The following is a 14456-nucleotide window of genomic DNA, read 5'->3' on the forward strand; positions in this document are numbered from 1 at the left end:
GTCTGACCTGAGAGCTTTTTTGGCCGCGGGATGTGTGCGAGAAACTCCCGCAATCGGGCAATCGGGCAATCGGGCAATCGGCTAAATCTGCAGAATTAAGCGGTAAAGCTTAGCGATCCAAATAAGCCTGAAGCAGCGGAATATCGGCAGGGGCCAGCGCGAAGCTGAACGCCTCTGCCGGCTCCACCCACGCCAGCGCCTGATGGCAGCTTGCCGTCACTTCTCCACTGAACTCGGTGACCAGCCAGGCGTGCAGATTGATTTTCCGCGCCCCAACAATCCGGATTTCGCTGGCGATGTAGCAGCCGATAACGGCATCGATCGCCAGCTCTTCCTTAAGCTCGCGGGCCAGCGCCTGCTGCTGGCTTTCCCCGGCGTCTACCTTACCCCCGGGAAACTCCCACAGACCGGGCTGATCGCCCTGCGGCCCGCGCTGGGCCAGCAGGAGCCTGCCGTCGCGCAGGATCATCGCGGCGACGACTTCCAGCGCGATTACGTTCGCCATCAGAATTCGAACTGTGCCCAAATCGGTGCATGGTCTGACGGTTTTTCCATGCCGCGAATATCGTAATCAATGCCGGTCGCCGTGCAGCGATCCGCCAGCGGCTGGCTGGCCAGCAGCAAATCAATGCGCAGTCCGCGATTGTCATCGAAGCCTTTGGAGCGGTAGTCGAACCAGGAGAAACGGTCGTTAACCGCGTTATTCTGCGCGCGCCAGGTGTCCACCAGACCCCAGTTCATCAGTCGCTCCATCCATTCGCGCTCTTCCGGCAGGAACGAGCACTTTCCGGTGCGCAGCCAGCGCTTGCGGCTGTCTTCGCCAATGCCGATATCCAGATCGCTGCTGCTGATGTTCATATCACCCATAATCAGCACCGGATTGGCCGGGCTCTGTTCCTGCTCCAGGTAACTTTGCAGATCGCGATAAAACTTCTCTTTCGCCGGGAACTTGATCGGGTGGTCGCGGCTTTCCCCCTGCGGGAAGTAGCCGTTAATGACCGTCAGCAGGCCCGCTGGGGTTTCAATGTCGGCCATAATAATACGGCGCTGAGCGTACTCATCATCTCCGGGGAAACCGCGGCGGACGGCGACCGGTGGCGCTTTGCAGAGCAGGGCAACGCCGTAGTGGCCCTTCTGGCCGTGATAGAACACGTTATAGCCGAGCTTCGCGACCTCTTCCAGCGGGAACATATCGTCGTGAACCTTGGTTTCCTGCAGGCCGATAACGTCCGGCTGATGCTGTTCAACGATGGCGGCAAGCTGGTGCGGGCGAGCGCGTAGCCCGTTGATATTAAAGGAGACAAATTTCATAGCGTAGGCCATTTCGTGGCGAAAAGATGGCGGAATGGTAGCAGAAACCGGGCAAAAATGTCATCTGTTGCCGGGATGAAAACGCAGTCAAAGGTAATGAAAGGCAAAATCGGACGTTAAGGTGAGGGATTTTAAAACGCAAGAAACGGGAGTGATATCTGAAATGGTGGTGGGGGAAGGATTCGAACCTTCGAAGTCGATGACGGCAGATTTACAGTCTGCTCCCTTTGGCCGCTCGGGAACCCCACCAGGGGAAGCGCATTAACAATTCACAACACTGAAAAATGACATGGCGTTCATTTTTCATCTTCATTTCACCCGAAAGAGCAGGTTGAAATGGTGGTGGGGGAAGGATTCGAACCTTCGAAGTCGATGACGGCAGATTTACAGTCTGCTCCCTTTGGCCGCTCGGGAACCCCACCACTGGCCTGACTACTGTGCTTGTTAAGCGGGGCGCATCATATCAAATGAACTGACGCTGTAAAGCCCCGGATTCCAGAAAATAGCGCGTTCGCTGATTTTTTGCCCGAACTGCTGTTTTGTAAGGCAAAACAGCAGTATCGGCATCACAGAATAATCGTGCGGTTGCCGTAAACAAACACGCGCTGCGCCAGTACCTGATACAGGGCACGGCTCAGGGCATTTTTCTCTACGTCTCGGCCCGCGCGCATCATATCTTCTGCGGTGTAGGTATGATCCACGTGGATTACGTCCTGCATAATGATCGGGCCTTCGTCGAGGTTATCGTTCACGTAGTGCGCGGTCGCGCCGATGATTTTCACGCCGCGCTCATAGGCCTGGTGATAAGGACGAGCACCGATAAAGGCCGGCAGGAACGAGTGGTGAATATTGATAATCTGGTTCGGGTAGCGCTGAACGAACGCCGGGGTCAGCACGCGCATATATTTCGCCAGCACCACATAGTCCGGCTGGTAGCGATCGATTTCCGCCGCCATATTGTTGTCGTGATCCTCGCGCGTCAGGCCTTCATGGCTGACCAGCACGAACGGGATGTCAAAACGTTCAACCAGCGTACGCAGTGTCTCGTGGTTGCCGATAACGGCGGCAATCTCAACATCCAGCCCGCCGTAGGCGCTTTTCATCAGCAGATCGCCCAGGCAGTGCGCCTCTTTCGTCACCAGGATGACAATACGGCGGCGGCCGGCGGGCTGCAGCTCGCGCACCGAACCGGTCGGCAGCGCACTATCAAGATCGGCCAACAGGGTGGTATCGTTGAAGATGCCTTCCAGTTCGGTACGCATAAAGAAGCGCCCGGTACGGTGATCCACGAACTCGTTGTTCTGAACGATGTTCAGTTCGTGCTTGTAACAGATGTTGGTAATTTTCGCGATCAGCCCTTTAGCATCCGGGCAGATGGTGCGTAAAACTTTGCGTTGCAGTGTTTGCGCTTGCATTACGATGGTAATCCTGTCGATACAAAAGGGAAATCAGGGTCAGTTCTGACCGCAGCATTTCTTGTATTTTTTGCCAGAGCCACAGGGGCACTGATCATTGCGCCCGATTGGCGGGAAGGTTCCGTCAATATAGTACCAGCGTTGCTCCTCACGAAGAAAGCGCGAACGTTCATGAATAAAGCTTTCACGCTGATTTTCCGTGAAACGCGCAAAAAATGTCACGTATCCCTGAGCAGAATCGGCCATGATTTCGCTGCTGATGACGTTCAGTCCCTGCCATTCCGTGGCGGCGTAGCTCTCTTCAATGCTGTCAGTGAAACGCTCCGCGTGGCAGGAAGGGTGCCAGCTCTCGATCAAATAGCGGGTGTTACGCTTTACGTAGGCGCAGTAGCGAGAGCGCATTAATACTTCCGGCGTTGCAGGGAGTGATGCACCTTTTAGATACGATTCACAACATAAGCTATACTGCATTCCGCTACCGCACGGACAAGGTTCAGACACGTTGACTCCAGCTCTCTGATATACGGGTTATTCAGGATTTGTGGGCTGATGGTAACCGACCCGCGGCAGTGATGCCATTTTGATCGTTATGAATGCCCGTTTGGGACCTTTGCCGCAGGTATGTGGCAGAAAAAGGATGCAGGTATCAAAGCCAGAGGTGGAATGAGACAGATTAAAATCGGACTGGCGTTGGGATCGGGTGCGGCGAAGGGCTGGTCGCATATCGGGGTGATTAACGCCCTCGAACGTGCCGGTATCCGTATTGATGTCGTCGCAGGCTGTTCCGTTGGCGCGCTGGTCGGTGCGGCGTATGCCAGTCGGCGGCTGCCGCTGATGGAGTCCTGGGTGCGGTCGTTCAGCTACTGGCAGGTGATCCGCCTGATGGATCTCTCCTGGCAGCGCGGTGGCCTGCTGCGCGGCGAACGGGTGTTCAGCCACGTGCGGCGTCTGATTGCCAACGAAAACATTGAACAGTGCAGCCTGCCTTTTGGCGCGGTAGCCACTAACCTGAGCACAGGCCGAGAACTCTGGCTGACGGAAGGGGATCTGCATCAGGCGGTCAGAGCGTCATGCAGTATGCCCGGCCTGCTGTCACCGGTGGGCTGGAACGGTTACTGGCTGGTTGACGGGGCGGTGGTTAATCCGGTGCCGATTTCCTTAACCCGCGCGCTGGGAGCCGATATTGTGATTGCCGTTGATCTGCAACATGACGCGCATCTGATGCAGCAGGATCTGTTTTCCGTAACGCCGCATCCCGAAGGGGAAGAGATTGTTGAACCGCACAGCTGGGGCGGAAGACTGCGGCAGCGGCTGGGTCGGATGGTGCAGCGCAAAGTGAACCACTCGCCGAGCGCGATGGAAATCATGTCCACCTCGATACAGGTGCTGGAAAATCGTCTGAAGCGCAACCGTATGGCGGGCGATCCGCCGGACGTTCTGCTGCAGCCGTTCTGCCCGCAAATCTCCACGCTGGATTTTCATCGCGCTGAGGAAGCGATCGAAGCGGGAAAACTGTCAGTTGAAAAGAAAATGGATGAATTACTGCCACTTGTCCGCGACAGACAATAGCGTAATCAATTTATCATGCGGATAGCGCCAATTCAGAGAGGCACATCTGCGATTTATAGACCACTATTGAGGTATCTGTTTTGCAGGGGAGAACAATGGAAAAACCGTTAAGTGGAAAACGCATTCTCATCGTTGAGGACGAAGTCGTTTTCCGCTCCCTGCTTGAGAACTTCCTCACTTCACTCGGCGCGCAGATAAGCCTGGCGGATGACGGCGTTAAGGCTCTGGAACTGCTGGCCGTGAGCCAGCCGGATATGATGATTTGCGATCTGGCCATGCCGAACATGGACGGCCTGACGCTGGTCAGCCACCTGCGCAGCACGGGGCAGACGCTGCCTATTCTGGTGATCTCCGCCACGGAAAACATGTCTGACATTGCCAAAGTGCTGCGCCTGGGCGTGCAGGACGTGCTGCTAAAGCCGGTGAAAGATTTGGCTCGCCTGCGGGAAGTGGTCTTCGAGTGCCTCTACCCCTCAATGTTTACCTCTAAAGTTGACGAGGATGAACAGCTGTTCCAGGACTGGGATGCGCTGGTACGCGATCCCGCCGCCGCTGCCAAGCTCCTGCAGCAGCTACAGCCGCCGGTTCAGCAGACCATCGCCCGTTGCCGGATAAACTATCGCCAGCTTACCATGGCCGAACAGCCGGGCCTGGTTCTGGATGTGGCGGCATTATCAGAGAAAGATCTGGCCTTTTACTGTCTTGATGTCACCCGCGCCGGGGATAATGGCGTGCTGGCCGCGCTGTTATTGCGAGCATTATTTAACGGCCTGCTTCAGGAACAATTGTCCGGGCAGTCTCAGCGGCTGCCCGAGTTAAGTGGATTGCTGACTCAGGTTAATCAATTATTACGCCAGGTTAATCTCGACGGGCAATTTCCTTTGCTGGTTGGTTATTATAACCGCGACCTGAAAAATTTGATTCTGGTCTCCGCAGGTCTTAATGCCTCGCTCAGTATTCACAGCCAGCAAATTCAGTTGAGCAATGGCGTACCGCTCGGCACGCTGGGCAGTACGCATCTTAATCAAATCAGCCAGCGTTGTGATGCCTGGCAGTGCCAGGTTTGGGGCGCTGGCGGCAGGCTGCGGTTAATGCTGAGTACGGATTAACCGGTCGCGCTCCTTTCTCTCTGCCCGGCAAGACAGAGGCATCGATAAGCTTTACACTTGGGTAATTATCTTAATTTTTGCTGAAATGAATTCACCAGGATAAATCCGTGTGGGACTAACTGGTATACTCACTCTGTTTTTAAACTCGACATATCAAGTAATAACTTGAACGGCCTAATGAGAGGTACTTTGATGTCTGCCCATAATTCTAAAGTCAAAAAAGCGGTAATCCCGGTTGCAGGTTTGGGAACACGTATGTTGCCAGCAACTAAAGCGATTCCTAAAGAGATGCTGCCGCTGGTTGATAAGCCGTTAATTCAGTATGTCGTTAACGAGTGTATCGCGGCTGGAATTACCGAAATTGTGCTGGTTACGCACTCGTCTAAAAATTCCATCGAAAACCACTTTGACACCAGTTTTGAACTGGAAGCGATGCTGGAAAAACGCGTTAAGCGCCAGCTGCTGGAAGAAATCCAGTCAATCTGCCCGCCGCACGTGACCATCATGCAGGTCCGTCAGGGCCTGGCGAAAGGTCTGGGCCACGCGGTGATGTGCGCATGGCCGGTGGTGGGCAACGAGCCTGTCGCAGTGATCCTGCCGGACGTGATCCTGGATGAGTATGAGTCAGACCTGTCGAAAGAGAACCTGGCCGATATGATCCGCCGCTTCGACGAAACGGGCCACAGCCAGATCATGGTTGAGCCGGTAGCCGATGTGACCGCCTACGGTGTGGTTGACTGCAAAGGCGCCGAGCTGAAAGCCGGTGAAAGCGCTCCGATGGTGGGTGTGGTTGAGAAGCCTAAAGCCGATAAGGCGCCGTCTAACCTGGCGGTCGTGGGTCGTTACGTGCTGTCTGCGGACATCTGGCCACTGCTGGCGAAAACCCCTCCGGGTGCCGGTGATGAAATCCAGCTGACCGACTCCATCGCGATGCTGATGGAAAAAGAAACCGTTGAAGCCTATCACCTGAAAGGCGTCAGCCATGACTGCGGTAACAAACTGGGTTACATGCAGGCCTTCGTAGAGTACGGCGTTCGCCACAACACGCTCGGCAGTGATTTCAAAGCGTGGCTGGAAAGCACCGTAGGCAATAAAAAATAATTTCATTTTAACCGGGACAACACAATGAAAGTCACCGTATTTGGTATCGGTTACGTCGGACTGGTGCAGGCTGCTGTTCTGGCAGAAGTTGGACATGACGTTCTCTGCATCGATGTTGACGCAAGCAAGGTCGAAAACCTTAAAAAAGGCCATATTCCAATTTTTGAGCCAGGACTGACTCCGCTGGTCATGCAGAACTATGAGGCCGGTCGCCTGAAGTTCTCCACGAACGCCGAGGAAGGGGTGAATCACGGTGTGATGCAGTTTATCGCCGTGGGAACGCCGCCGGATGAAGACGGTTCTGCCGACCTGAAGTATGTCACTGCCGTGGCGCGCACGATCGCCCAGCATATGACCTCGCACAAAGTGGTGCTGGATAAATCTACCGTACCGGTAGGCACAGCCGATCGCGTGCGTCAGGTGATGGAAGAGACGCTGAAAGGACGCGGTGTTGAACTGACCTTTGATGTCGTGTCTAACCCGGAATTCCTGAAAGAGGGCGCGGCGGTCAACGACTGTATGCGCCCTGAGCGTATTGTGATTGGTACCGACAACGACGAAGTTGTCGAGCTGCTGCGTGAGCTCTATGAGCCATTCAACCGCAACCATGACCGTATGATCCTGATGGATATCCGCAGTGCGGAGCTGACCAAGTATGCGGCAAACTGCATGCTGGCCACTAAAATCAGCTTTATGAATGAAATCTCCAACCTGGCCGAGCGCCTGGGCGCTGACGTTGAGAAAGTGCGTCAGGGGATTGGTTCAGATTCGCGTATCGGTTACTCCTTTATCTACCCTGGCTGCGGCTACGGCGGTTCCTGCTTCCCGAAAGATGTGCAGGCGCTGATCCGTACCGCAGAGCAGATTGGCTACACGCCGCGTCTGTTGCAGGCGGTGGAAGACGTCAACGATTCGCAGAAGAACAAGCTGCCGACCTTTATCAAGCATCACTTCGGTGAAAATCTTGAGGGCAAAACGTTTGCTCTGTGGGGCCTGTCATTTAAGCCTAACACCGATGATATGCGTGAAGCGTCAAGCCGCGTGCTGATGGAAGCACTGTGGCAGGCCGGGGCGACCGTACAGGCCTTCGACCCGGAAGCGATGGATGAAGCGCAGCGCATCTACGGCCACCGCAGCGATCTCAAGCTGATGGGAACCAAAGAAGCTGCACTGCAGGGTGCTGATGGCCTGGTGATCTGCACCGAGTGGCAGAACTTCCGCGCGCCGGATTTTGACGTGATTAAAGATGCCCTGAAAGAAGCCGTGATTTTTGATGGTCGTAACCTGTATGATCCGGAAAGAATCAGCAAACGCGGTTTTGTCTATTATGCAATTGGCCGCGGAGCATCTCTAAACATTGCATAATTGAAGAGGCAAGTATGAAATATCTGGTTACCGGCGCAGCAGGATTTATTGGCTTTCACGTCACTCAACGCCTGCTGGATGCCGGTCACCAGGTTATCGGTATCGATAACCTGAATGATTATTACGACGTTAATCTGAAAACTGCCCGCCTCGATTTGGTTACCACCCATCCCGAATTCACCTTTATCAAAATTGACCTTGCCGACCGTGAAGGCATGGCCAGTCTGTTTCGTGAGCAGCGTTTCCAGCGCGTAATTCACCTTGCCGCTCAGGCCGGTGTGCGTTATTCACTGGAAAATCCCCTGGCGTACGCGGACGCAAATCTTATCGGCCATTTAAATATTCTTGAGGGCTGCCGCCATAATCAGGTGGAACATTTGCTGTATGCCTCTTCCAGCTCGGTATATGGCCTGAATCGTAAATTACCGTTCTCGACGGATGATTCCGTTGACCATCCGGTCTCATTGTATGCGGCAACGAAAAAGGCCAATGAGCTGATGTCCCATACTTATTCTCATCTGTACGGCATTCCGACTACCGGGCTGCGCTTCTTTACGGTCTATGGCCCCTGGGGCCGGCCGGATATGGCACTGTTCAAATTCACCCGCGCTATTCTCGCGGGCGAAAGTATTGATGTTTATAATAATGGTGAAATGCGTCGGGACTTTACCTACATTGACGATATTGCCGAATCTATCCTGCGCCTGCAGGATATTATTCCCCAGCGTGATGATAGCTGGACGGTGGAAACCGGCAGCCCGGCCAACAGCTCAGCGCCTTATCGGGTCTACAATATCGGTAACAGCCAGCCGGTGATGTTAATGGACTACATCAAAGCGCTGGAGAATGCGCTGGGGCAAACCGCCAGCAAAAATATGCTGCCGATGCAGCCCGGTGACGTACTGGATACCAGCGCCGACACCCGCGCGCTGTACGAGGCAATAGGCTATAAGCCTCAGACTTTAGTCGCGGACGGTGTGGCACGCTTTGTAGCGTGGTACAGGGACTTCTATCAGGTGTGATGACGAAATAAAAAAAGGAAGCGAAAGCTTCCTTTTTTACTGATGCCTGGTGATATAAAAATAAAGCTAAATAAACACACCATTGGTGTGGTATTAGAGAGGGACTCTTATGGGCAATTACAGCAGGAAATCGTCCAGCTGCTTACCTTGTTCTTCGATAGCTTTTTTGATGACTGCCGGGGTGCGGCCCTGGCCGGTCCAGGTTTTGGTTTCGCCGTTCTCTTCAACATACTGATATTTAGCAGGACGCGTTGCACGCTTGGATTTACCCGGTGCTTTTGCCGCTGCAAGGCTGGAAAGTAATTCGTTAGGATCGATACCGTCCGCAATCAGCATATCGCGATACTGCTGCAGTTTACGCGTACGCTCTTCTACTTCAGCCTGCGCCTGGTTTTCTTCGTCGCGGCGTTCATTGACGACAACTTCCAGTTTCTCCAGCATTTCTTCCAGCGTTTCCAGGCTGCATTCTCTTGCCTGCGCACGCAGCGTACGAATATTGTTCAAAATTTTGAGTGCTTCGCTCATTGTCCAATTCTCTAATTTATATTGATGGGAATACTTCTTGCCCGATAATAATAGTGGTGACCTTTCCGAACTGCAATAGCTAATTTTATGAGGAATAAAAAACAACTAATAAACAGTTACCCCTCGTTTAAATCCAGTCGATTAACGGTTGTAGTAGAAATAGAATCGATATGAACGATCAATTCAAAAGGCACGTGCGGCCTTTAACTCACTCATTATAATTAGCTTATCACCCTCCAAACGTGCCGTTTATGCTACACTGCGCGCATCATTTATGACCTGCGGAGTAAGGGCCAATGGCTCAACTTTATTTCTATTATTCGGCGATGAACGCCGGAAAATCCACGGCGTTGTTGCAGTCTTCTTATAATTACCGTGAGCGCGGCATGCGCACGATGGTGTATACCGCTGAATTTGATAATCGTTTTGGGGCAGGGCGTATTGGCTCAAGAATCGGTCTGTCTTCGCCTGCACAGCTGTATAGTCACGAGACTTCACTGTTTAACGAAATTAAGGCTGAGAACCTGATCGAGCCGATACACTGCGTGCTGCTGGACGAAAGTCAGTTTCTGACTCGCGCTCAGGTGAAAGAACTGGCGGAGGTTGTCGACCAGCTAGATATACCGGTGCTGTGCTACGGATTACGGACTGATTTCCGCGGTGAATTGTTCAGCGGCAGTCAGTATCTGCTGGCCTGGGCGGACAAGCTGGTGGAGTTAAAAACGGTCTGCCACTGCGGCAGGAAAGCCGGAATGGTGCTGCGCCTGAATGAGCAGGGCAAGCCGTTTAAAGAGGGCGCACAGGTGCAGGTGGGGGGAAATGAAAGCTATGTTTCCGTCTGTCGCAAACACTACTACGAAGCGCTGGAGAGCGGTTCGTCGCGTGCTATTTTTGGCAATCAGTCCAGCCTGGAAGGGTAATATTGCTTAACATAGCGGCTCAGGAAGGTTGCCGGAGGATGTTAAGGCAGACTAACCGATCTGTATAAAAAACAGGTAGTCCCGCTAAAAAATAATGCCGGTCACGTTAAGTAACCGGCATTGTCTCTTACCGCCAAGCTATCGCTACTGAGTTACGATGACTTCTTTGCGCGTTTCTCAAACTTCTTGATTTCAGCTTCCTGAGTCACTTCCACAGCGTCAGTACTATCAGACTCGCTGAATTCGCGACCGTAGAAGGTATCCATCATGATGCTTTTCAGTTCGGCAATCAGCGGATAGCGCGGGTTGGCACCGGTACACTGGTCATCGAAGGCATCTTCCGCCAGTTTATCCACCTTCGCCAGGAAATCGGCTTCCTGAACCCCGGCTTCACGAATGGACTTCGGAATGCCCAGTGCGGCTTTCATCTCTTCCAGCCAGGCGAGCAGTTTCTCAATTTTCTGTGCGGTGCGGTCGCCCGGTGCGCTGAGGCCCAGATGGTCGGCAATCTCAGCGTAGCGGCGGCGCGCCTGCGGACGGTCGTACTGGCTAAAGGCCGTCTGCTTGGTTGGGTTGTCGTTGGCATTATAGCGAATCACGTTACAAATCAGCAGCGCATTGGCCAGACCGTGTGGAATGTGGAACTCAGAGCCCAGCTTGTGCGCCATGGAGTGACAGACCCCGAGGAAGGCGTTGGCGAAGGCGATGCCGGCGATAGTCGCTGCGTTGTGCACACGTTCACGCGCTACCGGGTTTTTGGCACCGTCACGATAGCTGGCCGGCAGGTTTTCCTGCAGTAGTTTCAGCGCCTGCAGCGCCTGGCCGTCGGAGAATTCGTTCGCCATCACCGACACATAGGCTTCCAGTGAGTGGGTAACGGCATCCAGTCCGCCGAAGGCACAGAGTGATTTCGGCATATCCATCACCAGGTTGGCATCCACAATCGCTATATCCGGGGTGAGGGCGTAGTCCGCCAGCGGATATTTCTGGCCGGTAGCATCGTCGGTCACCACGGCGAACGGTGTGACTTCTGAACCGGTACCGGAGGTGGTGGTGATCGCCACCATTTTGGCCTTCACGCCCATTTTCGGGAACTTATAGATGCGTTTACGGATATCCATAAAGCGCAGAGCCAGTTCTTCAAAGTGGGTTTCCGGATGCTCGTACATCACCCACATAATTTTCGCCGCATCCATCGGTGAACCGCCGCCGAGCGCAATAATCACGTCCGGTTTGAAGGAGTTCATTTTCTCTGCGCCTTTACGCACGATGCTCAGCGTTGGGTCCGCTTCGACTTCGAAGAACACGTCGGTTTCCACGCCGTGTGACTTCAGCACGCGGATAATCTGGTCGGCATAGCCGTTGTTGAACAGGAAACGGTCGGTGACGATAAACGCACGTTTGTAACCATCGGTGGCCACTTCTTCAAGTGCGATAGGCAGTGAGCCGCGACGGAAGTAGATAGACTTAGGAAGTTTATGCCACAACATATTTTCAGCTCGCTTGGCCACGGTTTTCTTGTTAATCAGATGTTTAGGTCCGACGTTTTCAGAAATGGAGTTGCCACCCCATGAACCACAGCCCAGCGTAAGTGACGGTGCCAGTTTGAAGTTATACAGGTCACCGATACCGCCCTGAGAAGCCGGCGTGTTAATCAGAATACGCGCGGTTTTCATTTTGTCGCCAAAGTAATTGACGCGTTCAGTCTGATTGTCCTGGTCGGTGTACAGACAGGAGGTGTGGCCAATCCCGCCCATGGCGACCAGTTTCTCGGCTTTATCGACCGCGTCGGCAAAGTCTTTAGCCCGGTACATGGCGAGCGTAGGTGACAGTTTTTCGTGGGCAAACGGCTCGGACTCATCAACCAGTTTTACTTCACCGATTAGAATTTTGGTGCTGGCCGGGACGGTTAATCCGGCCATCTCGGCGATCTTCACTGCGGGCTGACCGACGATGGCGGCGTTAAGCGCGCCGTTTTTCAGGATCATCTCCTGCACGGCCTTCAGCTCTTTACCCTGCAGCAGGTAGCCGCCATGGCTGGCGAAGCGCTCGCGCACCGCATCGTACACGCTGTCAACAACAATCACCGACTGTTCGGAGGCGCAGATCACACCGTTATCGAAGGTTTTTGACATCAGAATCGACGCCACGGCGCGTTTGATGTCGGCGGTTTCATCGACCACGACCGGGGTGTTACCGGCACCTACGCCGATAGCGGGTTTACCGGAGCTGTAGGCGGCTTTCACCATGCCCGGACCGCCGGTAGCGAGGATCAGGTTGATATCCGGGTGATGCATCAGCTGATTTGACAGGTCGACGGAAGGGGCGTCGATCCAGCCGATAATGTCTTTTGGTGCACCGGCGGCAATCGCGGCCTGCAGCACGATGTCTGCGGCTTTATTGGTGGCGTCTTTGGCACGCGGATGCGGGGAGAAGATAATACCGTTGCGGGTTTTCAGGCTAATCAGCGCTTTGAAAATCGCGGTGGACGTTGGGTTGGTGGTTGGCACGATGCCGCAGATAATACCGATAGGTTCGGCGATGGTGATGGTGCCGAAGGTATCGTCGGTAGCCAGAACGCCGCAGGTTTTTTCATCTTTGTAGGCGTTATAGATATATTCGGAAGCGAAGTGGTTTTTAATCACTTTATCTTCGACGATACCCATACCGGATTCGGCAACGGCCATTTTAGCCAGCGGAATTCGGGCATCAGCGGCGGCCAGAGCGGCCGCGCGGAAGATTTTGTCTACTTGTTCTTGAGTGAAATTGGCGTATTCACGCTGTGCTTGTTTAACACGTTCAACCAGTGCGTTAAGTTCAGCAACATTAGTAACGGCCATAAATGCTCTCCTGAGGAAGTTAAACTCTATTAGTAAACAAGTCAGAACTTGCAAGTATAGTCATCGACGCTGCGACTGCCGGACGCGGGCTTGCGATAATGCGAAAAACGTTCTAATGGTTTACTGACAGAGTCTCAATGCATCCTGAAACAGATTGTCACTTTCGGTGCGTTATCAGCTCCTTCTGATGACATTGAGCATAGCGGGAGTCGATAAGTGAAATGATGATTTAGATCATCTTTTCTGCAAGCTGACACCTTTCAGCTTGTGTGGAATTCGGCTTTTGATCAACAACTTCGCATTAAGCCGTCAAAAGATTTAACAACAAGACGATGCGCTACACATTCCAATAACAACCTGCCTGTTGATTTGTTTTGAGTAAGAACACCGGATGATTATCGTGACAGGCAGGATGGTCAGTGATGATGAATTCTATTACATTAGCGCCACCATGAAGCCCACAGGAGAGCAGGGTGAATTCAGCACTATTAGATCTTTCAGGTTACATTAAATTCTTTGTCGGCCTGTTTGCCCTGGTCAATCCCATCGGCATCATCCCGGTCTTTATCAGCATGACCAGCTACCAGGTGGCCGCCGCCAGGAATAAAACCAACCTCACCGCCAACGTCTCCGTGGCGATCATCCTGTGGACCGCCCTGTTTTTGGGCGACGGTATTCTGCATATTTTCGGCATTTCCATTGATTCATTCCGTATCGCGGGCGGCATCCTGGTCGTGACCATCGCCATGTCGATGATCAGCGGAAAACTGGGGGAAGATAAGCAGAACAAGCAGGAAAAATCAGAGACGGCCAACCGCGAAAGCATCGGCGTGGTGCCGCTGGCGCTGCCGTTGATGGCGGGGCCGGGTGCCATCAGCTCCACCATTGTCTGGAGCACCCGCTATCACAGCTGGCAAAACCTGCTCGGCTTTTCGCTGGCGATTGCGCTGTTCGCCTTCTGCTGCTGGCTGTTATTCCGCGCGGCACCGATTATGGTTCGGGTGCTGGGCCAGACGGGCATTAACGTGGTCACCCGTATCATGGGACTGCTGCTGATGGCGCTGGGCATTGAATTTGTGGTCACCGGCATTCGGTCACTGTTCCCGGGATTAACCGGCTGAATCGTTGGTGGTAATTTCATCCTGCAATAAACACTGAAAGGCGCACATTGTGCGCTTTTTTTTCGTATGCGACAGGGGTGGTGCACTTTATTGGTGCATTTACACTTTTTAATGCCTCATTTTGCAGCATGTATTCACATATCTTACTTTGCCATTCG

At 53.4% G+C, this 14456-nt stretch carries 13 protein-coding genes and 2 tRNA genes; 7 read left to right on the plus strand and 8 right to left on the minus strand.

What is annotated here, in order from left to right; all coding sequences use genetic code 11:
• Window positions 1-109: 109 nt before the first annotated feature.
• From EC836_RS01630 to EC836_RS01655, 6 genes are all read right to left on the minus strand, one after another.
• Window positions 110-505, minus strand: a complete 396-nt coding sequence (locus EC836_RS01630) for a pyrimidine (deoxy)nucleoside triphosphate diphosphatase (protein WP_123329501.1) — start codon at window positions 503-505, stop codon at window positions 110-112.
• A complete protein-coding gene (xthA, locus tag EC836_RS01635; RefSeq protein ID WP_123329503.1) occupies window positions 505-1311 on the minus strand; it encodes an exodeoxyribonuclease III in 807 nt (268 codons plus the stop codon). Before xthA ends, EC836_RS01630 begins: the two co-directional genes overlap by 1 nt.
• A gap of 164 nt (window positions 1312-1475) precedes the next feature.
• Window positions 1476-1560 (minus strand) — tRNA-Tyr (locus EC836_RS01640).
• Between the two features lie 88 nt (window positions 1561-1648).
• A tRNA-Tyr gene (locus EC836_RS01645) sits at window positions 1649-1733 on the minus strand.
• A gap of 144 nt (window positions 1734-1877) precedes the next feature.
• Entirely contained in the window at window positions 1878-2726 is an 849-nt protein-coding gene (purU, locus tag EC836_RS01650) for a formyltetrahydrofolate deformylase (protein ID WP_123329505.1), read from the minus strand.
• 39 nt (window positions 2727-2765) lie between these two features.
• On the minus strand, window positions 2766-3227 hold the full coding sequence (locus EC836_RS01655) for a YchJ family protein (RefSeq protein WP_123329507.1): 462 nt from the start codon (window positions 3225-3227) through the stop codon (window positions 2766-2768).
• A 162-nt stretch (window positions 3228-3389) separates the two neighbouring features.
• Here EC836_RS01655 and rssA point away from each other — a divergent pair, with 162 nt between their 5' ends.
• From rssA to EC836_RS01680, 5 genes are all read left to right on the plus strand, one after another.
• A complete protein-coding gene (gene rssA, locus EC836_RS01660) occupies window positions 3390-4295 on the plus strand; it encodes a patatin-like phospholipase RssA (RefSeq protein ID WP_123329509.1) in 906 nt (301 codons plus the stop codon).
• 95 nt (window positions 4296-4390) lie between these two features.
• Window positions 4391-5404, plus strand: coding sequence for a two-component system response regulator RssB (rssB, locus tag EC836_RS01665; protein ID WP_123329511.1), 1014 nt, complete (start codon window positions 4391-4393; stop codon window positions 5402-5404).
• 192 nt (window positions 5405-5596) lie between these two features.
• Window positions 5597-6505, plus strand: coding sequence for a UTP--glucose-1-phosphate uridylyltransferase GalU (gene galU / locus EC836_RS01670; protein ID WP_123329513.1), 909 nt, complete (start codon window positions 5597-5599; stop codon window positions 6503-6505).
• A gap of 24 nt (window positions 6506-6529) precedes the next feature.
• Complete coding sequence (locus EC836_RS01675) at window positions 6530-7870, plus strand: UDP-glucose/GDP-mannose dehydrogenase family protein (RefSeq protein ID WP_123329515.1); 1341 nt, start codon at window positions 6530-6532, stop codon at window positions 7868-7870.
• A gap of 14 nt (window positions 7871-7884) precedes the next feature.
• The gene (locus tag EC836_RS01680; protein ID WP_123329517.1) at window positions 7885-8892 is read left to right on the plus strand and encodes an NAD-dependent epimerase; all 1008 of its coding nucleotides are present in this window, start codon (window positions 7885-7887) and stop codon (window positions 8890-8892) included.
• 117 nt (window positions 8893-9009) lie between these two features.
• Here the strand turns inward: EC836_RS01680 and hns are convergent, their stop codons facing one another.
• Entirely contained in the window at window positions 9010-9417 is a 408-nt protein-coding gene (gene hns, locus EC836_RS01685) for a histone-like nucleoid-structuring protein H-NS (protein WP_123329519.1), read from the minus strand.
• Between the two features lie 296 nt (window positions 9418-9713).
• Between hns and tdk the strand changes: the two genes are divergently transcribed.
• Window positions 9714-10337: a thymidine kinase gene (gene tdk / locus EC836_RS01690; RefSeq protein WP_123329521.1), complete on the plus strand. Its 624-nt coding sequence runs from the start codon at window positions 9714-9716 to the stop codon at window positions 10335-10337.
• Window positions 10338-10489: 152 nt separating this feature from the next.
• On the opposite strand, the gene adhE is transcribed toward tdk, so the two are convergent.
• A complete protein-coding gene (gene adhE, locus EC836_RS01695) occupies window positions 10490-13177 on the minus strand; it encodes a bifunctional acetaldehyde-CoA/alcohol dehydrogenase (protein WP_123329523.1) in 2688 nt (895 codons plus the stop codon).
• Window positions 13178-13650: 473 nt separating this feature from the next.
• On the opposite strand from adhE, the gene EC836_RS01700 reads away from it, so the two are divergent.
• Window positions 13651-14298, plus strand: coding sequence for a YchE family NAAT transporter (locus tag EC836_RS01700; RefSeq protein ID WP_123329525.1), 648 nt, complete (start codon window positions 13651-13653; stop codon window positions 14296-14298).
• The last annotated feature ends 158 nt before the right edge of the window (window positions 14299-14456 follow it).

The sequence above is a fragment of the Erwinia sp. JUb26 genome (assembly GCF_003751505.1).
Taxonomy (GTDB): Bacteria; Pseudomonadota; Gammaproteobacteria; order Enterobacterales; family Enterobacteriaceae; genus Erwinia.

Bases quoted from the DNA above. Each gene is read 5' to 3' on its own strand.
- EC836_RS01630 (WP_123329501.1), bottom strand. From the start codon at position 505: ATGGCGAACGTAATCGCGCTGGAAGTCGTCGCCGCGATGATCCTGCGC.
- xthA (WP_123329503.1), bottom strand. From the start codon at position 1,311: ATGAAATTTGTCTCCTTTAATATCAACGGGCTACGCGCTCGCCCGCAC.
- purU (WP_123329505.1), bottom strand. From the start codon at position 2,726: ATGCAAGCGCAAACACTGCAACGCAAAGTTTTACGCACCATCTGCCCG.
- rssA (WP_123329509.1), top strand. From the start codon at position 3,390: ATGAGACAGATTAAAATCGGACTGGCGTTGGGATCGGGTGCGGCGAAG.
- rssB (WP_123329511.1), top strand. From the start codon at position 4,391: ATGGAAAAACCGTTAAGTGGAAAACGCATTCTCATCGTTGAGGACGAA.
- galU (WP_123329513.1), top strand. From the start codon at position 5,597: ATGTCTGCCCATAATTCTAAAGTCAAAAAAGCGGTAATCCCGGTTGCA.
- EC836_RS01675 (WP_123329515.1), top strand. From the start codon at position 6,530: ATGAAAGTCACCGTATTTGGTATCGGTTACGTCGGACTGGTGCAGGCT.
- EC836_RS01680 (WP_123329517.1), top strand. From the start codon at position 7,885: ATGAAATATCTGGTTACCGGCGCAGCAGGATTTATTGGCTTTCACGTC.
- hns (WP_123329519.1), bottom strand. From the start codon at position 9,417: ATGAGCGAAGCACTCAAAATTTTGAACAATATTCGTACGCTGCGTGCG.
- tdk (WP_123329521.1), top strand. From the start codon at position 9,714: ATGGCTCAACTTTATTTCTATTATTCGGCGATGAACGCCGGAAAATCC.
- adhE (WP_123329523.1), bottom strand. From the start codon at position 13,177: ATGGCCGTTACTAATGTTGCTGAACTTAACGCACTGGTTGAACGTGTT.